Below are 22,846 nucleotides of genomic sequence, written 5' to 3' on the forward strand. Positions count from 1 at the left end.
ATCCTTATGAAACTGTGGTTGCCCGGCATCATCACTCTGCTGATTGCCTTTAATGCCCAGGCTGAAAATTATCGGGTGGTCTACTCGCCCAGCCTGGCGCTGGAGGTCTATATCGATAATGTGGTGAGCAAAGCGCCTGACGACTGGTGTAAAGAGACGCTGCCACTGCGCATCGTCTCCGGCAAAAGTAAGGATTCGGCGGTGCTGACTACCTTTTTACCACGCGTCGGCACCCTGCTCGCGAATCAGTGCGGATTACTGGACGAGCTGCCCTGGCAGATGACCAGTAAAGAGGGGGGCGTCCTGGCCAGCGGTAGCGCCAGCAAGTTGCAGAACTGGCGTCCTATTGTGATGGCAGATGCCACAGCCAGCGCCAGTGCGAGTAATGCCGCACCGCTCGACCTGTCCCGTCCCGCCAACAGCACGCCGCTGCAACATTTTGATCTCCCAAGTGGCTGCCATTTTCGCACTGCCTGGGATGAAAATGCCCAGACCCTGTTTATCCCGGACGTCAGCAAGCAGCAGTGCTCACCGGATGGCTGGGCAGAAGGCAAAAGTGAGCTGACGCTGGCGATACAGGATCACTCAACGCCGGTGGCGGTCACCTTTTATCAGGGCTATCCCATCGCCAATCTGACGATCCCGGACAGCAAGCTGGAGGTTATCGCCGCGAACAATCAGCGCATGATTGTGACACGCCCGGATGCTACCGATAGCTGGCTGGTGCTGCCCTTTGATGCCCGACAACATGTCTGGCGTTTCAATGGTGCCCTGTTGATAAAGATGGATAAGAATGCTGCGCAGCAGGATGCTGACGCTGTGAAATCGCGAGTCGATACGTTGCGCAGCCACTGGGCGCCCTATTTCATGCCACAGCAAAAAGTGAATGTGTTACTCATCGACACCCTGCACGCGGATCTGGTTGATCCTGCCATTGGTGCCTGGCGTAACATCAATTAATTACCGCGCAGCCTGGTGAGCAGGCCGTGTACAGAGAGTTCACTATGTCGGCAAATGATAATCCGAAAACTATTCCGAATGCCCTGCCTGACGGCTACCGTTTCAATGAGTTTGAGATCAAGGAAGTGATCGGGGGCGGCGGCTTCGGCATCGTCTATCGCGCGTGGGATCACCAGTTAGAACGTACTATCGCCATAAAAGAGTATATGCCGGTGTCGCTGGCTGTCCGTGCCGCCGATTTAACGCTGGAGCTGCGCGGTGAGCGTTTCCAGAAGCTGTTTAATGCCGGGCTGAACAGCTTTATTCAGGAAGCGCGTCTGCTGGCCCGCTTTAATCATCCGGGGCTGCTGCATGTGCTGCGCTTCTGGGAACAGAATGGCACGGCCTATATGGGCACGCTCTACTACAGCGGCATGACGCTGAAAGAGTGGCAGGTCACCAGCCCGGCGTCGATCTGTGAAGCCTGGATCCGCCGTCTGCTTCCGCCACTGCTGGGGGCGATCAGCACCATTCATCAGGCTGGGTATCTGCATCGCGATATCTCGCTCGACAATATCCAGATTCAGGAAAACCAGCTGCCGGTGCTGCTCGATTTCGGCTCGGCGCGTAAGGAGATTGGCAATCTCTCTGACGAAACCGAAATCATGCTTAAACCTGGCTTTGCGCCAATTGAGCAATACAGCGAAGAGGGTGAAATTGAACAGGGGCCGTGGACCGATATCTATGCCCTGGGCGCGGTGCTGCATAGCCTGATTACCGGTAATCCGCCGCCGGTGAGCGTGGTGCGCTGCATTGAAGATAATTATCAACCGCTGGTGGAACGCCAGCCTGAAGGCTACTCGCTGCCGCTGCTGCACGCCATTGACTGCGCGCTGGCCATGAAACCCGGCGATCGTCCGCAAACGATTGACGCCTTTGCGGCACTGATCGATCTGCCAGTCAGTGATGTGGAAGCCGTAGTGAACAGCTTCCCGGTGCCGGGCGAACCACCTGCTCTGCCTGTCGAAGAGGGGGTTGAGGCGGCTCCGCCGGTTGTGATGGCGATGAACCATGCCGCCGCGTCTGCTGAACCGGTGACGCCGCGCACCGTGCGCAGACTGTCTCCTGGCCTGCTGGGCCTGGCGGCCGTGGCTATCCTGGCGGTGATCGTCACGGCATGGCTGACTAATCGCCACAGTGCGACACCGGAGGTGGTAAGCAACAGCTCAGCCGTGACGCATGCGCCCGCAGCGGCTCCGTCAGTCGCCGCCGTTCCGGCCGCGCTGGCGACAGTCTACCTGAAGCTGGAAAGTGGTGAGAGCGTGGTGCTGAACGGACAGCCGGTCGAGGTGAAACCAGGCAGCAGCGGATTTGCCGCGCTGAATCTGGCGGCAGGACAGTATAAAATCGACGTTAAGAATGGCAGTGAGACGCACTCCCAATCCCTGACCATCGATAAGCCCGGCACCTGGCTGATTAATCCGGGTAACGAGTTCCGGTAACAAAGGCCAGGATCGTAAAAGGGCGCGACAATGTCGCGCCCTTTTCTATGCTGCTTCTAAGCTGTTGACCCGCCTCAGGCGTGCTTCAGGCAGGATTGCTGCAGCGTCCGTACCTGATGCGCCAGTCGGCTCAGACTCTCCTCCTCCATGCCGCGTCGGGTCAGTTCCTCTTCCAGCGCAAACAGATATTGCGCATTCGAACCCAGCGGGCCACTGGCGGCGGCGATGAGTGGCGCAATCGCCTCCGGGCAGGAGTCTGATTCATAGAGCGGATGGCGCGGATCCATTATAAAGGTCAGCGCAGTCACGCTGCGGCCATCCTCCAGCTGTAACTCACACCATGTCGGCAGATAGCAGCCGGTGATCATCTCACGCTTCCACAGCAGCGCCAGCTCTTCATGCAAGCGCTCTTCCGGCAGACGAAACGCCAGTCCGGTGGTGCGGCCACCCTGCTTCAGCGCCAGCATGCGGCCTGGATGCGTGGCGGTGCCACGTCCGGCAATCAGCCGCAGGCAGAAAGCGCGGTGCCAGCCCTCCAGCGAACCGGATGCCACTTCATCCGCCTCAAAAATCGGGTTCCACATCAGCGAGCCGTAACCAAAGATCCATACCGGGCTGTGATCGGGACGGCAGGCCAGGGTGGCTGCCAGCGAGGCCGCGCGCTGTTCACAACTCCAGAGTAGCGTCTCATCGATATCCCCGAACGATGTTTTACAATCCGCTTTTAATAGAAATTCCCGGGTAAGCAATGCGACCTCCTCAACGTCAACGGCGTCCTGCAGAATGGCTCCTGTAACATGATCTCCAAAACGGCGCTGCGTTTCGTTCATTAAATTGACATTAATCTATTTCCGCGCGGGGTTACAAGCGTGATTCCGGTCGCAGCTTAAAAAAAACCAGATAAACCTGATAGCGAAGACGAAAAAAAAGGCCAGATAATCCTGGCCCTTTGGCACGAACAGGCTAGAGAGGGCATTATTTTTTAGGATGCCACTTATCATCATCGCCTTTTTCATACTCTTTTTTCACGGCTGACCAGGCGACTTTGTGCGCCACCTCTTCCTGCGACTCATCGCCTCGTCGATCTTCCGCCTTTTTATACTGATCCCACGCACTGTTAAATGCCTGCTGATAGATATCCTGTGCATGCGCGGGCAACACGTGTTTAACATTGTCTGGTAAGTCGGTTCGGTTAGCGTAAGGCATAACTACTCCTCAGTTTATGGACACATACTAAGCCTGGCGCAGCACAGCGAAAACACAAACAAAGACTTATCGCCACTTCAGATTAAAAACGTGGCTCAGGCTACACAAGTTATAATGAATAGCGATTTTTATAGCGAATAATCACCCGTTAGATGGATAAGCCAGAATTGTTGTACACTGATTAATATTGCAATATTTTAGATAACCTCAGGTTAATCCCACTTCAACAATTTATTGTACTTAAGTAAAAACCAGTAAATTTCTCCCGTTCGGGCGGGTGAAAAGATAAACTGCGCCCTGCCATAAAACTGATTATATTTCTAACAGCAGCACTCGCTGTGTCCGGATAATCATTAACCAGAGAGGATGGTGAATGCCTTCACATGAAAAAACACGTCACAAGGAATTCTCGCTGATACTTCCCCTTGTCACGCTGGGGATACTCTATTTTTTTGGCGCAAACACGTCATTTCCGATAGTCGTCGGTATCAACTTAGTGGCGCTGGTTGCCATTCTGAGCAGCGCGTTTAGCGTTGTACGACATGCAGACGTGCTGGCCCACCGGCTTGGCGAACCCTATGGCTCTCTGATTCTGAGTCTGTCTGTTGTTATTCTGGAAGTGAGTCTGATTTCGGCGCTGATGGCGACTGGCGATGCCGCACCCGGCCTGATGCGCGATACGCTTTATTCGATTGTAATGATTGTGACCGGCGGGCTGGTCGGCTTTGCGCTACTGCTGGGCGGTAATAAATTTGCGACGCAGTACGTTAATCTGGCGGGCGTGAAGCAATATCTGATCGCTATCTTTCCCCTTGCAATTCTGGTACTGGTTTTTCCCAATGCCCTGCCGGGCGGTAATTTCTCGGTCACCCAGGCACTGCTCATCGCGGCAATTTCAGCAGCGATGTATGGCGTTTTCCTGTTGATCCAGACTAAAACTCACCAGAGCCTGTTTGTCTACGAGCACGAAGATGAGAGTGACGATGGGGACCCGCACCATGGCAAACCCTCGGCGCACAGCAGCGTCTGGCACACTATCTGGCTGCTCGTGCATCTGATTGCGGTGATTGCCGTGACCAAGATGAATGCGAATACGCTGGAAAGCCTGCTGACGGACCTGAATGCACCGGCACAGTTCACCGGTTTCCTGGTGGCTCTGCTGATCCTTTCACCGGAAGGTCTGGGCGCGATTAGAGCGGTGCTGATGAACCAGGTGCAACGCGCTATGAACCTGTTCTTTGGTTCGGTGCTGGCGACCATCTCCCTGACGGTACCGGCGGTAACCATTATCGCCACTCTGACCGGACAGGAGCTGATATTCGGTCTGGAGCCGCCGCAGATGGTGATTATGATGGCGTCGCTGATTCTCTGTCAGCTCTCCTTCTCGACCGGACGCACCAATGTACTGAACGGTGCCGCCCATCTGGCGTTGTTTATCGGTTATCTCATGACCATCATGCTGTAACTTCACCGGATTGCAGGCGAAAAAAAAGAGCGATTAATCGCTCTTTTTTTTTCAGCAAATCTATTTGCTGGTATCAAGTTCCGGGAAGCTTTTCACCAGATCGTCAATCGCTTTCATCTGCGCCAGGAATGGCTCCAGTTTATCCAGCGGCAACGCAGAGGGGCCATCGCACAGGGCGTGTTCCGGATCCGGATGCGCTTCGATAAACAGACCGGCAATGCCGACCGCCATACCGGCACGCGCCAGCTCAGCCACCTGCGCACGACGACCGCCTGATGCTGCGCCAAACGGATCGCGCGTCTGCAGCGCATGGGTCACATCGAAAATTACCGGGCTGTTTTTGGTGACTTTCTTCATCACGTTAAAGCCCAGCATATCGACAACCAGATTGTCATAGCCAAAGTTGCTGCCGCGATCGCACAGGATAACCTGCTCGTTGCCGCCTTCAGCGAACTTATCAACGATGTTGCCCATCTGCCCCGGGCTGACGAACTGTGGCTTCTTCACGTTGATGACAGCGCCGGTTTTCGCCATTGCTTCCACCAGGTCAGTCTGACGCGCCAGGAAGGCTGGCAGCTGGATGACATCAACGACTTCAGACACCGGCTGCGCCTGTGACGCTTCATGGACATCGGTGATGATCTTCACGCCGAAAGCCTGCTTCAGCTCCTGGAAAATCTTCATTCCTTCTTCCAGGCCTGGGCCACGGTAAGAGTGAATTGAGGAGCGGTTCGCTTTATCAAACGACGCCTTAAACACGTAAGGAATACCGAGTTTACTGGTGACGGTGACGTAATGTTCGCAGATGCGCATCGCCAGGTCGCGCGACTCCAGCACGTTCATCCCGCCAAACAGCACAAATGGCAGATCGTTTGCGACTTTGATATCGCCAATACTCACGACTTTCTGTGTCATGCCCTTTCCTTTTCAGTGGGTCCGCTTAGTGCAGCGTGACCTGTTTTTGTTCGATTGCGTGAATCTGAACTTTGATCATTTCGCTGACCGGGTCTTCAGGACACTGTTCAACGAAGTAGGTTAAATCATTCAGGGCGATATGGTCGCACTGCAGCTGCGCGTAGATCAAACCGCGATCGCGGATTTCGTAAGGATCATCAGGATCGATACGTAACAGCACCTGACTAACGTTCAGCGCCAGCTCCATTTTCTGCTCTTCCATCAACGCCGCTTTCAGCGTATCGAGCATTTTGCGCATCACGGTGACAGTTTTCGCTTCGTCCAGGTCATCGTCATACAGACGCGCGGTCGGGCTGATATTGCCCTTGAGCCATACTTCCAGCGTGTGGCGATCCAGGGTTTCCCCATTGAACGGGTTAATCATCCACTTATCGCCATCAATCCAGTCGGCGCGCAGAATCAGCTGCGTCGGGAAAATCACCGGCATCAGTGGCAGTTCCAGCTCGGCGGCGATGTGCAGCAGAATCACGCCCAGTGACACTGCGGTACCCTGACGGGTCTTCAGCACATTGTCGATCCACAGCGCATCAGAAAGTTTGTAGACGCCGCTGGCACCGCGAAATCCCCACTGGCGATAGAACAGCTCCAGCAGCTTTTCGAGTTGCATGTCAGCATCTTCGATGTCGCTGACATACTCACGCGCTTCGGCGACTAACGCCGCAAGTTGCGTTTCCACCGACAACGCCGGGAAATCGGCGCGGATGGCAAGCGTAGCGCCAATCACCGCTTCACACAGCGGTGTCTGGCTGAAATCTAATTGTTCGGTCGAGGTCATGCTATCCCCATAACGGCATTTTGGTCAGCGCCAGCTTAATGATGGTCACCAGGGCGATTAACGCTACCAGAAAAGCGATCCAGCGGGTGCGATCAGTGCGTGGACGGCGACTCAATGCCACAAATCCTAAGGCGATGTAGATGATAACCGCTAAAAGCTTCTCCGTCAGCCAGCTTCCTTGCGGTGTGAAGGGATAGAAGTGGGTAATCATCACCAGTGAGATACCGGTCACCAGTAACAGGGTGTCGTTAACGTGCGGCAGAATGCGAACCCAGCGTTTCGTCATTATCGACGATCCCCGTCGCAGCCAGTAAAAACGTAGCAGGAACAGCGTCACGGTCAGCACTACCGTTAAGATGTGCAGATTTTTAATCAGGGGATAAAAGGCGAACATCATCAATCCTTTTTAAAGCGCTTTTAAGAGGGGAACTGACCTAAGGTCACACGCGGATTGCCGCCGTAATCCTTGACCGTTTCAACGGCGTGATAACCATTTTGCCGCATCAGCGCGGCCACCGCCTCGCCCTGCTGCCAGCCATGTTCCAGCAGCAGCCAGCCACCCGGCTGCAGCCAGGCGGGTGCCTGCTCGATCAGCGTGCGCAGATCCGCCAGTCCCGCCTCATCGGCCACCAGCGCACTGCGCGGTTCGAAACGCACGTCACCCTGCTCCAGATGAATATCGCTGGCATCAATATAGGGCGGGTTGCTGGCGATGAGGGTAAAGCGCTGCGGCGTGAGTGCCTGGAACCAGTGACTGAGCAGAAAGGTGGTGTTGCTGAGGCTGAGCTGCCGCGCATTGCTGCTTGCCAGCTCAACCGCGGCCTCGATGCGATCCACGCCAGTGACCTCGCAGTCGGGTCGCTCGCTGGCCAGTGCCAGCGCAATCGCCCCGGTGCCGGTGCCCATATCCAGAATGGTCGAAGGTGTCGCGGGCAGATGCGCCAGCGACTGTTCAACCAACAGTTCGGTATCCGGACGCGGGATCAGCGTGGCGTCAGTAACGCGCAAAGGCAGCGACCAGAACTCGCGTTCGCCCACCAGATGCGCCACCGGTTCACCCCGGGCGCGACGCGCCAGCAGGCTATTGAGCTGTTCCAGCTGCTCATCGCTGAGCACCGTTTCATCAAAGGCAATTAACCAGCTGCGTGATTTGCCGGTCACAAAACCTAACAGGATCTCTGCGTCACGCTTCGGACTGTCACCACCGCACAGCGTGGCGGCCGCCTGTTTCAGCCAGTGACGAATATCCATTAATCCTGACCAGCCAGCGCCGCCAGCTGATCTGCCTGGTACTCCTGAACAATCGGCTCAATCAGGCTGTCGAGTTTCCCTTCCATCACTTCATCCAGACGGTAGATAGTGAGGTTGATACGGTGGTCGGTCACGCGGCCCTGCGGGAAGTTATAGGTACGGTTACGGTCAGAGCGATCGCCGCTGCCCAGCAGGTTGCGGCGGGTACTGGCTTCGGCGGCGTGACGGCGGGCCATCTCTGCCGCGTGAATACGCGAACCCAGTACTGCCAGCGCTTTGGCTTTGTTTTTATGCTGTGAACGTTCGTCCTGACACTCCACCACGATGCCGGTTGGCAGGTGGGTAATACGAATTGCGGAGTCGGTGGTGTTAACGTGCTGACCGCCTGCACCGGAGGAGCGGAAGGTATCGATCTTCAGATCACCGGCGTTGATTTCCGGCAGTTCCGCTTCCGGGATTTCCGGCATCACGGCCACGGTACAGGCTGAGGTATGAATACGGCCCTGAGATTCGGTCTCCGGCACACGCTGCACGCGGTGGCCGCCTGACTCAAACTTCAGGCGTCCATAGGCACCTTCGCCAGTCACGCGGGCAATGACTTCTTTGTAGCCGCCATGCTCGCCTTCGTTGGCGCTGATGATCTCCACGCGCCAGCGACGCGCTTCGGCATAGCGGCTGTACATTCGGAACAGATCGCCAGCGAAGATCGCGGCTTCATCGCCGCCGGTTCCGGCGCGCACTTCGATAAAGCAGGCGCGCTCATCATCGGGATCTTTCGGCAGCAACAGAACCTGCAACTGCTGCTCCAGCACTTCGCTCTTCTCACGCGCTTCCTGCAACTCTTCCTGCGCCATATCGCGCATTTCAGGATCGTCGAGCATCTGCTGCGCCGTTTCGATATCTTCCTGCACCTGCTGCCAGTCGCGGAAGCAACGGGTCACATCGGTCAGTTGAGCATATTCGCGTGACAGCGCACGGAAACGCTCCTGATCGGCGATGACGCCAGCATCGCCCAGCATCGCTTCCACTTCTTCGTGGCGCTCCTGCAGGGCTTCCAGTTTGGCAACTATAGAGGTTTTCATTTAAATGTGGGATTCCCGTAACAGGTGGCGACAGCGGTGTGCCTAATCGAGACCCAGGCTGTCGCGTAAAATCTGCAGGCGTTCATTATCGCCATCGCGGGCGGCCTGCTGAAGTGATTTGGTTGGAGCGTGTATTAAACGGTTGGTCAGCTTATGCGCCAGTTCCTGCATGACTTTCTGCGGGTCGGCACCCTGCTGCAGCGCCTGTAGCGCACGGCCTTCCAGCTCAGCGCGGATCTCATCCGCCTGAGAACGATATTCACGGATCGTATTCACCGCGCCCTGTGAGCGCAGCCACGCCATGAATTCGCTGCTTTCCTGCACCACGATGCTTTCGGCCTGAACCGCGGCCGCTTTGCGCTGCGCCAGGTTTTGCTCGATGATCGCCTGCAGGTCATCCACGCTGTAGAGATAGGCGTTAGGCAAATCGCCCACTTCCGGCTCTACGTCGCGCGGTACGGCAATATCCACCAGCAGCATCGGTTTGTTGCGTCGCGCTTTCAGGGCGCGCTCCATCATCCCCTTGCCGATAATCGGCAGCGGACTGGAGGTTGACGAGATGATAATGTCGGCTTCTGACAGACGGGCATCGATCTCCGCCAGCGTGATCACCTCAGCGCCCACTTCCGCCGCCAGCGTCTCGGCGCGCTCGCGGGTACGGTTAGCGATGATCAGATTTTTGACCTGATGTTCACGCAGATGACGCGCTACCAGCTCAATGGTTTCACCTGCGCCCACCAGCAGCACATTGACGGAGGAGAGAGATTCGAAGATTTGACGGGCCAGGGTACAAGCGGCAAACGCCACCGAGACCGCGTTAGCACCGATATCGGTTTCCGTGCGTACGCGCTTGGCAACAGAGAAGGTTTTCTGGAACATGCGTTCCAGTTCACTGCTCAGCGCCTGACCGCGTGAAGAGTCGGCAAACGCTTTTTTTACCTGACCGAGGATCTGGGGTTCGCCCAGCACCAGTGAATCGAGTCCGCTGGCGACGCGCATCAGGTGGCTGACCGCCTCGTTATCCTGATGCCAGTAGAGGCTGTTGCGAACATCCTCTTCATCCAGCTGATGATAATTACATAACCAGCTCACCAGACGCGCCTGTAAATCGGCCTGCTGCTCTACACTCAGGTAGAGTTCAGTCCGGTTACAGGTGGACAACACCACGCCGCTCTGCACCATTGGCTGTGATAACAGGCTATTTAACGCCTGCTCAAGCGTCTCCGGCCCGAACGAGACGCGTTCGCGCAGAGCAATGGGGGCTGTCTTGTGATTGATTCCGAGAGCGAGCAGCGTCATGGTGGTTTTGGTTGGGATGTCCCAATAATGTCAGGGTTTTGTGAGGCGCATTCTACAAGATGCGGCAGATCAAGAAAAGCCATACAAAGGCTATGACTGTAATAAGATTAACCCGATCGTGCTCAATTTGCTGCATAACAGCATTGACGGTTAAAACCGGGACGGTTAGCGTTATCCGTTACGAATAATAAATGTGTCCGAGGAGATGACCACTTGATGCTTAATTCACCACGCAATCTGTTGCGCCTTTTGCCCCTTGCCAGCGTCCTGCTGGCGGCCTGTAGCGTCAACAAACCGCAAGGCCCGGGCCCCAGCGTTACCGCGCCACAGTGGCAACAGCATCAGCAGGCGGTCTCAAAGGTCACGCACTACCAGACCCGCGGCGCCTTTGCCTACCTTTCTGACAAACAGAAAGTCTATGCCCGCTTCAACTGGCAGCAGACCGCGCCCGATCGCTATCGTCTGTTGCTGACCAATCCGCTAGGCAGCACCGAACTGCAGCTCGATGCGCAGGGCTCTGTGGTGCAGATCGTCGACAACAAGGGCAAGCGCTACGTCAGCAATGATGCGCAGAAGATGATTTCGCAGCTGACCGGCATGAACATTCCGCTGGCCAATCTGCGTCAGTGGATGATGGGTCTGCCTGGCGATGCCACCGACTATCAGCTCAACGATAGCTATCAGCTGAGCAGCCTGAAATACAGCCGCGACGGCCAGAACTGGCAGGTGTCTATCGCGGGTTACGACAGCAAAGTCACCCCGCCGCTGCCGTCCAGCCTGGAGCTGAAAGAGGGTGATCAGCGGATTAAACTGCGAATGGACGGCTGGAACGTTCAATGATCACCCACTGGCCTGCCCCGGCAAAACTGAATCTTTTTCTCTACATCACTGGCCGTCGTCCCGACGGCTATCACAACCTGCAGACGCTATTTCAGTTTCTGGATTACGGTGACCAGTTGCAGATTAGCGTTAATGACAGCGATTCGATTCAGCTGTTAACACCGGTGGCGGGCGTCGCGGATGCAGACAACCTGATTATGCGCGCTGCGAACATGCTGAAACAGGCAGCGCAGGATAACCATCGCCTGACTTCGCGCGCGGGTGCGCAGATCGCTATTGAGAAACGCCTGCCCATGGGCGGCGGCCTCGGTGGCGGTTCGTCTGATGCGGCAACCGTGCTGGTGGCGCTGAATCATCTGTGGCAAACCGGCTTCACACCGGATGAGCTGGCGGCGATTGGCGTGAAGCTGGGTGCGGATGTGCCGGTTTTCGTGCAGGGCTTCGCGGCCTTTGCGCAGGGAGTTGGTGAACAACTTCAGCCCGCAGAGCCGGAAGAAAAGTGGTATCTTGTCGCTCATCCCGGCGTGAACATCAGTACACCAGTGGTATTCAACGACCCCGAACTGACGCGTGATACTCCATCGCGCAGTTTATCGACGCTTTTAGCTGCACCCTTCACCAATGATTGTGAAGCAGTGGTAAGAAAACGTTTTCGTGAGGTTGATGAGCTTGTTTCCTGGCTGCTAGAATACGCGCCGTCACGCCTGACTGGCACGGGCGCTTGTGTGTTTGCTGAATTCGACACTGAGTCTGCTGCCCGTCAGGTGCTGGAGCTTGCCCCGAATGGGGTGCGCGGATTTGTAGCCCGGGGCGTAAATGTTTCGCCGCTACAGCGTACCCTGCGAGGCGATTAGCGAATGCGTGACAGTGTCACCCCGTTCCAGACACTGCACGTTTCGCATCAACACACCCGTGTGAACGAACATGACCGTACGCGCCGGTTACCGTCATGCCGTTCATTCTCTGGACGCAAAGCCTGAGGTTCTTCTCGTGCCTGATATGAAGCTATTTGCTGGTAACGCCACCCCGGAACTAGCACAACGTATTGCCAACCGCCTTTACACCAGCCTGGGAGACGCCGCAGTAGGACGTTTCAGTGATGGTGAAGTGAGCGTACAGATCAATGAAAATGTACGCGGTGGTGATATTTTCATCATCCAGTCCACCTGTGCTCCCACTAACGATAATCTGATGGAACTGGTTGTGATGGTCGACGCACTGCGTCGTGCTTCTGCTGGTCGTATTACCGCAGTCATTCCCTACTTTGGTTATGCCCGTCAGGATCGCCGCGTGCGTTCCGCACGTGTGCCTATTACCGCTAAAGTAGTGGCAGACTTCCTTTCCAGCGTCGGTGTTGACCGTGTTCTTACGGTTGACCTGCACGCCGAGCAGATCCAGGGCTTCTTCGACGTCCCGGTTGATAACGTATTTGGCAGCCCGATCCTGCTGGAAGATATGATGCAGATCGGCCTGGAAAACCCGATTGTTGTTTCACCTGATATCGGTGGCGTAGTACGTGCCCGTGCTATCGCTAAACTGCTGAACGACACTGATATGGCCATCATTGATAAACGCCGCCCTCGTGCGAACGTTTCTCAGGTGATGCACATCATCGGTGACGTTGCTGGCCGCGACTGTGTGCTGGTCGACGACATGATCGACACCGGCGGCACGCTGTGTAAAGCGGCTGAAGCGCTGAAAGAGCGTGGTGCAAAGCGCGTGTTTGCTTACGCGACTCACCCGATCTTCTCCGGCAATGCGGTTGAAAACCTGCGTAAATCTGTCCTCGACCAGGTGATCGTCTGCGATACCATCCCACTCTCTGACGAGATCAAGTCACTGCCGAATGTGCGCACGCTGACCTTATCTGGCATGCTGGCTGAAGCGATTCGCCGCATCAGTAACGAAGAATCTATCTCGGCAATGTTCGAGCATTAATCTTCGCGGAACCGGGCTCTGGGCCCGGTTTTTTTATGCCTGCCTGTCGTCCGATTAACGCGCTTCTTTTTCTGAGATTTCCGCGATAAATTCCCCCACAATCCCCTATTTTCAACGCCACTCACTCTTTTGCTAAAACGCTGCGTTCCCCGCTTCTGCCCGATGCCGTTAAGTGGTAATTTGCAACGCAATTTTCATAAGAACCCGGCCCTCATGAACCTCGATATTTATACCTTATTTATTTGCGAGCTTTATGTGCTGGGGTTTCTGAGCATCATTATGGTTTTTGCCTGGATCGGTTCGCAGTATGACCGCGTTCTGGGCTTCACCTGCCTGTCGCTGGTTTTTACCCTGATTTCCGTGTTTTTAAGTAGCCTGCGCAGTAGTGGTCTGCATTTTCTGCCAGTTGCGGTGGGTAATGTGCTAGTGATGCTGGCTTATGGCGGATTATTGAATGCATTTCGCCGCTTGTGCGGCAAACCCATCGGCATCCACTGGCTGCTGGGCGCCCTGCTCTGGTCACTCTTCTGCTGCTTTCCGATGTTCTATTACAGCTTACCCAAACGGGTGCTGGTGCTTTGTCTCGCCTGCGTCGCCTACACCGCTGCACTGATTCATCTGATCTGGCTGGCGCGTAACTCGCTTAAGGCGACCTTCTGGCCGGCGCAGTTACTGCTCTGGATCCATCTGCTGTTTCATCTGGCACGCCTGTTTCTGGACCCGGCTATTCCCAGCACTCAGCCCGGTGCAATTGGCGGATCCAACTTCTCGGTTTACGTTATCCTTGAATCGATTCTGTTTGTCATCGGTCTGACGTTTACTATCCTGGCAATGGTGAATGAACGGATGCAGTCAGACTTAAAACATGCCTCGATGCACGATCCGCTGACCAGCGTCTGGAATCGTCGTGCTCTGTTTGATGAAGCAGAGAAAATTGTGGCGCGATGCCGCCGTCAAAAGCAGCCTTTTAGCGCGATACTGTTCGACCTTGATCATTTCAAAAACATTAACGATCAGTATGGTCATCATCAGGGCGACCAGATTTTGATCCATTTCTGCGGGATTGTCAGAAAATTACTGCCGGTTGAAGGGCGTTTTGCGCGACTGGGCGGAGAAGAGTTTGCGGCGATTATCCCGGTGACGGCAGAGGATACAGAAGCCTGGTGTGAAGCGATCCGGCTTGCAGTCTGTGCGTCACAACCCAATGCGATTAGCTATTCGGTCAGCATTGGGTTTGCGACGGTAACGAACCACCAGCAGGAGTTTGAGGATTTACTGGCGCTGGCAGATGCAGCGCTCTATCACGCTAAGGCCAGCGGCCGGAACCGCACAGCGCAGCATCCGGTCACTGCAGCGCTCAGTTAATGGTGTGAATTGTGCGACCGGCGGCAGCGATTGTCATAGCGACGATGCCAGTAATAACGATCTTCCACCTTTTCACGACCACTCAGACCCGCCCCCACCAGCCACAGCAGAGCACCGATAAAGATGCCTAACATCGCACCCTGCGCCAGAAGCTGCGGCAGGTCGAGTGAAGGAAGCTGATTAATAATTGAAAAACCAACGCCCAGTACCATTGTGACTAATCCCAGTACCATCAAGCTGTTACCCGCTACGCGGCAGTGTTGATGTTTCATGCTGCACCTCCATCCATATGAGTTAATAACCGCACACAATGTTAAGTGTCATAAGTTTAGGCAATGGATAGAAGCAACGTTGCGGAGTGGATCACACATCAGCCATAAAGAGATCCCTGGTCCTGATTGCAGCCTGTTGATTCAGATAGAAAATGAATAATCACCGGTCTGAATCATTTCAATGCTTCTGCTTTGTCATCCTGACTGTGGCGAAGTAAACTAACGCCCTTTCGCGATAACAGCAGGATAATCATTGTGAGCAGCATTAAACTGATTGTGGGCCTTGCCAATCCGGGCGCTGAATATGCCGCCACGCGCCACAATGCGGGTGCCTGGTATCTGGATTTACTGGCTGAACGCCACAATCAGTCACTAAAGGAAGAAGGCAAATTCTTTGGCTACACCGCCCGCCTGGCGATAGCCGGAGAGGATGTGCGCCTGCTGGTGCCGACCACCTTCATGAACCTGAGTGGAAAAGCGGTGGCGGCGATGGCGACCTTTTATCGCATTGCACCGGAGGAGATTCTGGTGGCGCATGATGAACTCGATTTGCCGCCCGGCGTGGCGAAGTTCAAGCAGGGCGGCGGGCATGGCGGCCATAACGGGCTGAAAGACATCATCAGCAAACTGGGCAACAACAACAATTTCCATCGGCTGCGGATCGGTATCGGTCACCCCGGCGATCGCAACAAGGTAACGGGATTTGTGCTGGGCAAGCCGCCCGCCAGTGAGCAGAAGCTGATTGATGATGCCATTGATGAAGCAGCGCGTTGCACCGAATTGTGGCTCAAAGAGGATCGCATCAAGGCGATGAACCGGCTGCACGCCTTCAGGCCTGCTTAAACGCCCGAATCGTCGTGATTCCGTGTATAATGCGCGAAATTTTTCAATTCTTCTCCGACAGTCCGTCTCCTGGCGCGCTGTCCATCCAGTTATAAAGGGTATCAAACCATGGGATTCAAATGCGGTATCGTGGGCCTGCCGAACGTCGGTAAATCCACTCTGTTTAACGCGCTGACTAAAGCGGGCATCGAAGCGGCTAACTTTCCCTTCTGTACCATTGAGCCAAACACAGGCGTGGTACCCATGCCTGACCTGCGTCTCGACCAGCTTTCTGAGATTGTTAAGCCGCAGCGCGTGGTGCCGACTACCATGGAATTCGTCGATATCGCGGGCCTGGTAAAAGGCGCGTCAAAAGGTGAAGGCCTGGGTAACCAGTTCCTGACCAACATCCGTGAAACCGAAGCGATCGGCCACGTGGTGCGCTGCTTTGAAAACGACAACATCATCCACGTGGCGGGTAAAGTGAACCCGGCTGAAGATATTGATGTGATCAACACCGAGCTGGCGCTGTCCGATCTTGAAACCTGTGAACGTGCCATTCAGCGTGTGCAGAAGAAAGCCAAAGGCGGCGACAAAGATGCTAAAGCTGAACTGGCTGCGCTGGAGAAGTGCCTGCCGCATCTTTCAGAAGCGGGCATGCTGCGTTCACTGAATCTGGATGAGGACGACAAAGCGGCCATCCGCTATCTGAGCTTCCTGACCCTGAAACCAACGATGTACATTGCTAACGTCAATGAAGATGGTTTCGAGAACAACCCGTACCTGGATCAGGTGCGTGCTATCGCAGAAGCGGAAGGTTCAGTCGTGGTGCCAGTGTGCGCCGCTGTCGAGTCAGATATTGCTGAACTGGATGATGAAGACCGTGACGAGTTCATGGCAGAACTGGGACTGGAAGAGCCAGGCCTGAACCGCGTGATTCGCGCCGGTTACTCCCTGCTGAACCTGCAGACCTACTTCACCGCTGGCGTGAAAGAAGTCCGTGCCTGGACCATCCCGGTTGGTGCAACAGCGCCACAGGCAGCCGGTAAAATCCACACCGACTTCGAGAAAGGCTTTATCCGCGCCCAGACCATCGCGTTTGATGACTTTATCGCCTACAAGGGTGAGCAAGGGGCGAAAGAAGCCGGCAAGATGCGTTCAGAAGGTAAAGAGTACATCGTGAAAGATGGCGATGTGATGAACTTCCTGTTTAACGTCTGATTAAAAATTGTTGTCTCATGAGGTTTCATTGAATCTCATGAGCTTCACAAAAACTGATTAAATCCACGCAGTTGCGTGGATTTTTCATTTCATAGCGTCTCAAATGATTTCGTAGAAGCGCAGTCAAAAATGAGTACGTAGGTGAGTACATCAAACTTTCATCTTTATTTTTAGTGAGTACAATAACGGTATAATAAATATACAAGGAATCGTTATGCTCACTGATACTCAATGCCGCACAGCAAAAGCGAAAGAAAAGCTCTATCGTCTCAACGATTTCAATGGCTTATACCTTGAAGTTAAACCTAATGGCAAAAAGGCGTGGCGCTATCGGTTTAAACTTAACGGTAAATCCAGCATGTTTGCGCTGGGTGAGTACCCGGCGGTTAAACTTGCCGAAGCTCGCGAGAAATGCGAGCAAGCGCGTAAACAAGTCGCAAATGGAGTTAGCCCTACCCAGGCTCGACAGTTAGATAAGATCCGCAAGTTCAATGACGCATCCAACACCTTTGAGCTAGTCGCTAAAGAGTGGTTGCAGATGAAAGACTGGGCCGAAATCACCAAAACGCGGCGACTAGATAGGCTTAAACGTGTGGTTTTCCCCGCAATAGGTAAGCTCCCTGTCAGGGAAATAACCCCGCACCACATTCTAAAAATTCTTCAGGAAACGGCTAAGCGCGGCGCTCCGTCCGTTGCCGCTGAAGCCCGCCGCACCATTTCATCGGTTTTTGAACTAGCAGTAGCGACGCTCAGAGCAGATAGCGATCCTGTCTGGCCAGTACGTAAGGCGATTCCGGCAAACAAGACTCAGCACAAACAGGCCTTGAATCCACAGCAAATCGGGAAGCTATTAAGCTGTTTTGATAACAGTCGCGGCTCATATCAGGTTAACTATTGCATGTGGCTAATGTGGTGGACGCTGGCGCGTCCAGCCGAAGCCACCGAAGCAGCATGGGCCGAATTCGATCTTGGTAACGCACTGTGGACCATTCCGGCGATGCGTATGAAAGCTCGCAGAGAACATGTTATTCCCCTTCCCTCCCAAGCCGTCAACATGCTCAAAACACTACAAGGATTAACCGGACATCGGCAGCATCTTTTTCCGGGCAGGGATAATCCTCTAGGTCCAATGACATCTCACTCACTGCGTCAGATACTTAGAAGCCTCGGCTGGAGCGGAACGTATAGCCCGCATGCCACCAGAACTACAGGCAGTACACGTTTAAATGAGATGGGCTATCGACCAGATGCTATCGAAGCTCAGCTAGCGCACGCTGATACCAACAATGTTCGCCGCGCGTACAACCATGCGACCTACCTTGATGAGCGTAAAGTGATGATGCAGGAATGGGCTGATATGTTGGACAAATGGGTAGCAGGATCCGAGTAGAAGTTAGTGCACTTAGTGAACCACGAGATAGAACTCATTCCTCAAGGTCCACTTTGTGCCAAAAGCGGAAGTTGCTAAAACGGTTTACTGTGGCCAAAGGAATCAGGATCATCAACCGACATTACTGACTGAAGGTTCTATCTAATGTTGGGGGCAGGTCAGAATGTCCCGGAACGCTATCCGGCCCACTGGAGCAAACCGGAGTTGCAGGTTAGCTGAGTGGAGCTTGACGACCCGGCAACGCTGGGGAGCCGAGGGGGCCATTGAGATGTCGCTAACATCGAAGAGAGAAGAACAGGAATGGATGGGGCATTTACTGCGGCTCGCAGCAGCCAGGAGGTAGGTTAAGACAGAGTATGTAGTTCAAATTGGTATGCCGGGCCAGCCTTTTTAATTTTAGTGATGGCCCCGCCCTTCATCTCCTTAACCCGGATTTACGATGTAACGTGCGGCAAAAAGTCTCATTCAGTTACCTGATCTAACATCGCAAGTAGGAAAAACGCGGTGACGAAACTCGTGTAATACCAGATGCCTTCAATAGGTAATATTGACTCCACTTTATCACCAGCAAATACACCAAGAAAACCAAAAGTCATTAGGATTAAAATGCACACAGGGATGAGTTTAGCTTTGCTGTAAACATGTGCATAAACCAAGCAAAAATAAATAAAAAAACACATACTTGCTGAATAAAGTATTTTGCCTGATAGAATAACTAATGCCTTAAACATTCTTACCCCTTCTGTATCACCAGAGCTGAGGGAAATGACAAAGTCTCCGAAATCCAGTGAGAAGTCGCCATAACTTACATAACAGGCGCATAGCATTGGCAAGACAATTACCTTACATAGATCCTTAAGATTCTTTATGTCGGTTATTTTTGGTAGAATATCCATTTTTATCCTCAATGAAACTAAGCACACAGGAAAGTGAGAACTAATCAATTAAAAAAGCAGCCTGCTATCAGGGTTGATAACCGTGAACAGGGAAATCAAACTATATTTGGGCTAATTGCATTACACACATTCGCAGCGTAAAGCTTACATCACTATTTTACGATAATGTTAAGGTCGTTCTCGGACACAATAATCATCACTACCGGCAATCCTTCTGCGCTCATTTTTATATGCAGTGTTTCAATGAGCTTTTCATCATCGCGGCTCGCGCGCGCAGAATATCCCTGTGGGTGAGAATGCCACTCGCCGACATAGTCCACGACATGTGCCGTGAGATGTCGTGCCTTTTCCAGCGCTTGCTCCTGCTCCATCTGCCCACGAACAAAATGTGTAGGCGAAGCAACGCTGTCGGATGGGGCCGGGATCACATCAACGAGAACAATGCTTCTATTTTTGAGGTCTGTAATTCCCAGAATGGCACCACCGGTTTCGTTTGGAAGCGCCAGCTTTCTGATTTCACGAAGCTTATTTACCAAACCCTGATCAACCTTCACGGTCCACTGCCCTTGGCTAACTGATATCACGGTAAAGAGAGAAATATCATGTGCACTAACAGCACCAGAATCTTCATCAGATGACCATATGCACAATCTGGCATCTTTCCTGAGCACAGTTTGACGTAATTGTCGGGATAAAATACCGGCATGAACGTGTATAGACTCATTCGACATACGCACAGAGATATCCCTGCAGCCACCGCCAACCCAACGATCGCCATAATGATGTTGCAAATGATGGGTACCCCAGTCCTCATTCAGAATGGCACGATAATATTGACCCTCCAGCGCATCGATTCGCTGTAAGCGATCTTCATCCTCCATAATCATCACGCTGGACGACCCCGATGGCGTAAGAAACAGACTGACCGTCCGGGGGATATCCTCTTTTACCGCGAGAGTTCTTGGCACTTCAAAGGTTGTGCTCACATCAACAATAATGTTTGCGTCTTTCAGCGCTGAGGAAATAGCATCATCCTCATCAAGAATACTTTTGTTTATTGCAACGGGTGCAGGCTCGTGCGGATAAATTGATTCTGCTAGCGCTCTGACAACATCAGTTTTAGGGCGTCCCAAAAAAACATCGAAACCTGTATGCCGACACAGATTATGGGGTAGTAGCTGATCCGGGTCGATTAACGTCCACGTTCCCCATCCTTCGCGTATCCATATATCTGCAAGGCAACTGCCTAAAGCACCAACTCCCGCCAGAACCCCTTTCAATGAGGCAGTCGAGGCATCGATGGCAGACATATCTCTGGCGTATGACGCATTCAGTCCAAAACGAATTTCAGTCTGAATCAGCGGGATAGATTCCCATTCCGTGCCCCGACTCTCTGCCAGAAGAAGTTTCACACGATGCTGGGAGCCTTGCGCATTTTTCGGCCCCAGTAAGTCCAGTGCACATGCCAGATCGTAACGTGAGGCGTTAACGTAATATCCGAGCACATCTGTTCTCTGCACGCATCCATCTTTAATACGAGGGACCATCAGTAAAATCAGTATACATTCCCCCTGATCGCTTTCTTTTTTAATCGGGCCCACGAGTGACTCAAACACGGTGTCTTCTATCGTTTGCAATAAGTCACTCCCCCAGGCCTGTAATTGCTCATGCAATTTTCCCAGCGTCTGAGGGAAGGATGAAACATTGTGTGCTTCTACGGGTGGGACGCTTATCGGAAGCAAACGAAAAGGTTTGACGCCACTCCCCTTAACCTCCGGCACGGCCTTGAGCGTGACAGGTAGCCCTTCACTCATGCACTCAAGGGTGAGTTTGTGCTTGTCAGAATTAAAGTATTCCGCGTAATTGGACGGCAAAATAAGCTGATACGGGCTCAGATAAAACAGCTGTTCCAGGGGCTGGTCATCTCTGTGAAGCTTAAGCTCCGCAGATTCTCTCAGCCACCAGAAAACTCTCTCGATGAAGCGCTGAGGTGTCCAACTCCGCTCGACCGTACTCCAGGCCGTATCGTAAAGACAAAGCATTCTGGGCTTGTCATTGAGAGATGCGTGCTGATGAGACAGGACAGGAAAGTCTTTGCGGAGTGTATGGACCAGAACAGGAATGCGATTATGTGGGTTGATTTCAATAGCCAGACGTTCTTTTCGTCGGATCCCGGCAGGGTTATTCACTGCAACGGTCCCATCACCGGCATCGACAATAACAAATTCAGCCCGTTTGTTATGCAGTTTCAGCACGCGCAGTTCAACGAAGTGCATGTAAGGATGCGCCTCACACGCATCCAGTATTAAAGTCGTGTTGAGGTAAAGGTCGTCACGCCCCGATCGTTCGAGGCGCACTCCTGGTTCATAATATTCGATCATTGAACTCCCAGACCGGCGCGCGGTGCTGCAGCCGCTGCTGTGCTAGCTGCTGCTGAAGCAACACCAGCCACAACACGGGCAATTGTTCCACTTTGAGTGACCTCAAATTCAATAAATTCCTTGTCTTTAAGGTCACCCGTGCAACCAAACCAGCCATCAATGTCATCTACAATCTCGTCGTATTCGCGTTTCGCACGAATACAGGGCGGATCGTTTTCATCATCGAGGATTTGTTTACTGCTGGAGATAATGGTCGCACCGGTTCGGGCCTGCCCCAAGGCGTTACGGGCATCCTCATTAACTCGAGCATTTTCCCCATACTGGGACCAGCTATGGTAGGACAAGGAATGCCAGGAGCAATGGTGCGGAGTAAGGAGGAGATCATACTGAAGTACTTCGGGCTGATCTTTATAACGTTTCCAGAGGCGCTCCCAGATAAGTACTTCTGCATCTCCCCCCATCAGTAAATGAACGGGATTTAGTGACCCAGCATGTGGCAATAGCCTCATGTTCATCACAATGCTGGATTCGTTTTTGGACAGAGCATCCTCAAGGTTTTCATCATCCTCATGCGGAGCCGGTGCAAGAAGCATGCCTGAGAAAAATGAAGAGTACTCGCCATTAATACGTGAAAACGTCTCTCCTGCTTTAACCAGAATGGCCTGTAAATTATCGGTCTTGCCATCAGCGTCCTCACCCATTATCAGGATGCGGTTACCGTCAAAGGCGAAGTGATTTGCTTGCCAGTAGCGGACGCGGCGGCGGGCTTCAGCGTCAAAGGCCTGTGCATCTTTGCACAGAACGTGGTTCTTGGAACGACGGCGAAAAACCAGGGGAGAAGACCATAGTTCTCTGATGATAATGCGCTTTTTAGAATGGTGGAGATCGTCATCAGGATAATCATCGGGATGGCCCAACCAGAAGTGTTTACTCAGTCCGCCGCAATGATCCTGGTCGGGATGACTGAGCATAAAGACGTCGACAAAGGGCCGATGCTTATTATCAAACTTCAGTTTGTTGCGCAGTGCCTTAGCAACATCAGGGGTATCGTCCTGAGGATCATCAGCCGAAGCCCTGATGTGAGTATCAATCAGGATGGCAGTGCCACCAACATCAGCGAGACGCACTAACGTCATATCGCCATTACCAACCTGAAAAAACGTTATCTTAGCGGTCATCTGAATCACCCTTATGGACTTCAGTGATTGAGCAATAATGCAACAACTG

22 protein-coding genes are annotated in these 22,846 nt (G+C 53.4%); 10 read left to right on the top strand and 12 right to left on the bottom strand.

Annotation, left to right across the window (positions count from 1 at the left end; translation table 11 throughout):
• The first annotated feature begins 6 nt into the window (after positions 1 to 6).
• Positions 7 to 960, top strand: a complete 954-nt coding sequence (locus AC2LB6_RS17775; RefSeq protein ID WP_490094489.1) for a hypothetical protein — start codon at positions 7 to 9, stop codon at positions 958 to 960.
• Between the two features lie 44 nt (positions 961 to 1,004).
• The gene (locus AC2LB6_RS17780) at positions 1,005 to 2,441 is read left to right on the top strand and encodes a serine/threonine protein kinase (RefSeq protein WP_490094490.1); all 1,437 of its coding nucleotides are present in this window, start codon (positions 1,005 to 1,007) and stop codon (positions 2,439 to 2,441) included.
• Positions 2,442 to 2,515: 74 nt separating this feature from the next.
• Here the strand turns inward: AC2LB6_RS17780 and AC2LB6_RS17785 are convergent, their stop codons facing one another.
• Together AC2LB6_RS17785 and chaB are read right to left on the bottom strand one after the other, a co-directional pair.
• Positions 2,516 to 3,190, bottom strand: a complete 675-nt coding sequence (locus tag AC2LB6_RS17785) for a gamma-glutamylcyclotransferase (RefSeq protein WP_490094514.1) — start codon at positions 3,188 to 3,190, stop codon at positions 2,516 to 2,518.
• Positions 3,191 to 3,416: 226 nt separating this feature from the next.
• Complete coding sequence (chaB, locus tag AC2LB6_RS17790; protein WP_490094491.1) at positions 3,417 to 3,647, bottom strand: putative cation transport regulator ChaB; 231 nt, start codon at positions 3,645 to 3,647, stop codon at positions 3,417 to 3,419.
• A 373-nt stretch (positions 3,648 to 4,020) separates the two neighbouring features.
• On the opposite strand from chaB, the gene chaA reads away from it, so the two are divergent.
• Positions 4,021 to 5,112, top strand: coding sequence for a sodium-potassium/proton antiporter ChaA (chaA, locus tag AC2LB6_RS17795; protein WP_490094492.1), 1,092 nt, complete (start codon positions 4,021 to 4,023; stop codon positions 5,110 to 5,112).
• A 60-nt stretch (positions 5,113 to 5,172) separates the two neighbouring features.
• Here chaA and kdsA read toward each other — a convergent pair whose 3' ends face one another.
• The 6 genes from kdsA to hemA are packed head-to-tail and all read right to left on the bottom strand — an operon-like array spanning position 5,173 to position 10,494.
• Positions 5,173 to 6,027, bottom strand: coding sequence for a 3-deoxy-8-phosphooctulonate synthase (gene kdsA / locus AC2LB6_RS17800; RefSeq protein ID WP_283545581.1), 855 nt, complete (start codon positions 6,025 to 6,027; stop codon positions 5,173 to 5,175).
• 25 nt (positions 6,028 to 6,052) lie between these two features.
• Positions 6,053 to 6,862, bottom strand: coding sequence for an invasion regulator SirB1 (gene sirB1 / locus AC2LB6_RS17805; protein WP_136198304.1), 810 nt, complete (start codon positions 6,860 to 6,862; stop codon positions 6,053 to 6,055).
• A 1-nt stretch (position 6,863) separates the two neighbouring features.
• Entirely contained in the window at positions 6,864 to 7,256 is a 393-nt protein-coding gene (locus AC2LB6_RS17810) for a SirB2 family protein (RefSeq protein ID WP_490094515.1), read from the bottom strand.
• Between the two features lie 23 nt (positions 7,257 to 7,279).
• Positions 7,280 to 8,113, bottom strand: coding sequence for a peptide chain release factor N(5)-glutamine methyltransferase (gene prmC, locus AC2LB6_RS17815; protein ID WP_490094493.1), 834 nt, complete (start codon positions 8,111 to 8,113; stop codon positions 7,280 to 7,282).
• Positions 8,113 to 9,195: a peptide chain release factor 1 gene (prfA, locus tag AC2LB6_RS17820; protein WP_490094494.1), complete on the bottom strand. Its 1,083-nt coding sequence runs from the start codon at positions 9,193 to 9,195 to the stop codon at positions 8,113 to 8,115. Before prfA ends, prmC begins: the two co-directional genes overlap by 1 nt.
• A 42-nt stretch (positions 9,196 to 9,237) precedes the next feature.
• Positions 9,238 to 10,494, bottom strand: coding sequence for a glutamyl-tRNA reductase (hemA, locus tag AC2LB6_RS17825; RefSeq protein ID WP_490094495.1), 1,257 nt, complete (start codon positions 10,492 to 10,494; stop codon positions 9,238 to 9,240).
• Positions 10,495 to 10,710: 216 nt separating this feature from the next.
• Between hemA and lolB the strand changes: the two genes are divergently transcribed.
• From lolB to AC2LB6_RS17845, 4 genes are all read left to right on the top strand, one after another.
• The gene (gene lolB / locus AC2LB6_RS17830; protein WP_490094496.1) at positions 10,711 to 11,334 is read left to right on the top strand and encodes a lipoprotein insertase outer membrane protein LolB; all 624 of its coding nucleotides are present in this window, start codon (positions 10,711 to 10,713) and stop codon (positions 11,332 to 11,334) included.
• The gene (gene ispE / locus AC2LB6_RS17835; protein WP_490094497.1) at positions 11,331 to 12,188 is read left to right on the top strand and encodes a 4-(cytidine 5'-diphospho)-2-C-methyl-D-erythritol kinase; all 858 of its coding nucleotides are present in this window, start codon (positions 11,331 to 11,333) and stop codon (positions 12,186 to 12,188) included. Before lolB ends, ispE begins: the two co-directional genes overlap by 4 nt.
• 136 nt (positions 12,189 to 12,324) lie before the next feature.
• The gene (gene prs, locus AC2LB6_RS17840; protein ID WP_003850825.1) at positions 12,325 to 13,272 is read left to right on the top strand and encodes a ribose-phosphate diphosphokinase; all 948 of its coding nucleotides are present in this window, start codon (positions 12,325 to 12,327) and stop codon (positions 13,270 to 13,272) included.
• Positions 13,273 to 13,485: 213 nt separating this feature from the next.
• A complete protein-coding gene (locus tag AC2LB6_RS17845) occupies positions 13,486 to 14,637 on the top strand; it encodes a GGDEF domain-containing protein (protein WP_490094498.1) in 1,152 nt (383 codons plus the stop codon).
• Here AC2LB6_RS17845 and ychH read toward each other — a convergent pair.
• Positions 14,634 to 14,909 (bottom strand): stress-induced protein YchH, encoded by a 276-nt coding sequence (ychH, locus tag AC2LB6_RS17850; protein WP_090961868.1) that lies wholly within the window; start codon positions 14,907 to 14,909, stop codon positions 14,634 to 14,636. The genes AC2LB6_RS17845 and ychH overlap by 4 nt on opposite strands.
• Before the next feature lie 255 nt (positions 14,910 to 15,164).
• Between ychH and pth the strand changes: the two genes are divergently transcribed.
• From pth to AC2LB6_RS17865, 3 genes are all read left to right on the top strand, one after another.
• On the top strand, positions 15,165 to 15,752 hold the full coding sequence (gene pth, locus AC2LB6_RS17855; RefSeq protein ID WP_490094499.1) for an aminoacyl-tRNA hydrolase: 588 nt from the start codon (positions 15,165 to 15,167) through the stop codon (positions 15,750 to 15,752).
• 108 nt (positions 15,753 to 15,860) lie between these two features.
• Positions 15,861 to 16,952 carry a redox-regulated ATPase YchF gene (gene ychF, locus AC2LB6_RS17860; protein ID WP_090961871.1) on the top strand — a complete coding sequence of 364 codons (1,092 nt, stop codon included), beginning with the start codon at positions 15,861 to 15,863 and terminating at the stop codon, positions 16,950 to 16,952.
• A gap of 214 nt (positions 16,953 to 17,166) precedes the next feature.
• Entirely contained in the window at positions 17,167 to 18,342 is a 1,176-nt protein-coding gene (locus AC2LB6_RS17865; protein WP_490094500.1) for a tyrosine-type recombinase/integrase, read from the top strand.
• Positions 18,343 to 18,803: 461 nt separating this feature from the next.
• Here AC2LB6_RS17865 and AC2LB6_RS17870 read toward each other — a convergent pair whose 3' ends face one another.
• From AC2LB6_RS17870 to mblB, 3 genes are all read right to left on the bottom strand, one after another.
• Positions 18,804 to 19,238 (bottom strand): hypothetical protein, encoded by a 435-nt coding sequence (locus AC2LB6_RS17870; protein ID WP_490094501.1) that lies wholly within the window; start codon positions 19,236 to 19,238, stop codon positions 18,804 to 18,806.
• A gap of 152 nt (positions 19,239 to 19,390) precedes the next feature.
• Positions 19,391 to 21,619 (bottom strand): anti-phage 6A-MBL system cap2_3 protein, encoded by a 2,229-nt coding sequence (gene cap2-3, locus AC2LB6_RS17875; protein ID WP_490094502.1) that lies wholly within the window; start codon positions 21,617 to 21,619, stop codon positions 19,391 to 19,393.
• Positions 21,616 to 22,797 (bottom strand): anti-phage 6A-MBL system MBL-fold protein, encoded by a 1,182-nt coding sequence (gene mblB / locus AC2LB6_RS17880; RefSeq protein WP_490094503.1) that lies wholly within the window; start codon positions 22,795 to 22,797, stop codon positions 21,616 to 21,618. The genes cap2-3 and mblB overlap by 4 nt, the downstream gene beginning before the upstream one ends.
• Between the last annotated feature and the right edge of the window lie 49 nt (positions 22,798 to 22,846).

This window comes from Pantoea sp. RCC30.1, assembly GCF_058148845.1.

Excerpts from the sequence above, each read along its gene's own strand:
- chaB (WP_490094491.1), bottom strand. The coding sequence starts at position 3,647 with ATGCCTTACGCTAACCGAACCGACTTACCAGACAATGTTAAACACGTG.
- ychF (WP_090961871.1), top strand. The coding sequence starts at position 15,861 with ATGGGATTCAAATGCGGTATCGTGGGCCTGCCGAACGTCGGTAAATCC.
- lolB (WP_490094496.1), top strand. The coding sequence starts at position 10,711 with ATGCTTAATTCACCACGCAATCTGTTGCGCCTTTTGCCCCTTGCCAGC.
- AC2LB6_RS17865 (WP_490094500.1), top strand. The coding sequence starts at position 17,167 with ATGCTCACTGATACTCAATGCCGCACAGCAAAAGCGAAAGAAAAGCTC.
- chaA (WP_490094492.1), top strand. The coding sequence starts at position 4,021 with ATGCCTTCACATGAAAAAACACGTCACAAGGAATTCTCGCTGATACTT.
- prfA (WP_490094494.1), bottom strand. The coding sequence starts at position 9,195 with ATGAAAACCTCTATAGTTGCCAAACTGGAAGCCCTGCAGGAGCGCCAC.
- AC2LB6_RS17780 (WP_490094490.1), top strand. The coding sequence starts at position 1,005 with ATGTCGGCAAATGATAATCCGAAAACTATTCCGAATGCCCTGCCTGAC.
- prmC (WP_490094493.1), bottom strand. The coding sequence starts at position 8,113 with ATGGATATTCGTCACTGGCTGAAACAGGCGGCCGCCACGCTGTGCGGT.
- hemA (WP_490094495.1), bottom strand. The coding sequence starts at position 10,494 with ATGACGCTGCTCGCTCTCGGAATCAATCACAAGACAGCCCCCATTGCT.
- ychH (WP_090961868.1), bottom strand. The coding sequence starts at position 14,909 with ATGAAACATCAACACTGCCGCGTAGCGGGTAACAGCTTGATGGTACTG.
- mblB (WP_490094503.1), bottom strand. The coding sequence starts at position 22,797 with ATGACCGCTAAGATAACGTTTTTTCAGGTTGGTAATGGCGATATGACG.
- sirB1 (WP_136198304.1), bottom strand. The coding sequence starts at position 6,862 with ATGACCTCGACCGAACAATTAGATTTCAGCCAGACACCGCTGTGTGAA.
- kdsA (WP_283545581.1), bottom strand. The coding sequence starts at position 6,027 with ATGACACAGAAAGTCGTGAGTATTGGCGATATCAAAGTCGCAAACGAT.
- AC2LB6_RS17845 (WP_490094498.1), top strand. The coding sequence starts at position 13,486 with ATGAACCTCGATATTTATACCTTATTTATTTGCGAGCTTTATGTGCTG.
- AC2LB6_RS17870 (WP_490094501.1), bottom strand. The coding sequence starts at position 19,238 with ATGGATATTCTACCAAAAATAACCGACATAAAGAATCTTAAGGATCTA.
- AC2LB6_RS17775 (WP_490094489.1), top strand. The coding sequence starts at position 7 with ATGAAACTGTGGTTGCCCGGCATCATCACTCTGCTGATTGCCTTTAAT.
- ispE (WP_490094497.1), top strand. The coding sequence starts at position 11,331 with ATGATCACCCACTGGCCTGCCCCGGCAAAACTGAATCTTTTTCTCTAC.
- AC2LB6_RS17810 (WP_490094515.1), bottom strand. The coding sequence starts at position 7,256 with ATGTTCGCCTTTTATCCCCTGATTAAAAATCTGCACATCTTAACGGTA.
- cap2-3 (WP_490094502.1), bottom strand. The coding sequence starts at position 21,619 with ATGATCGAATATTATGAACCAGGAGTGCGCCTCGAACGATCGGGGCGT.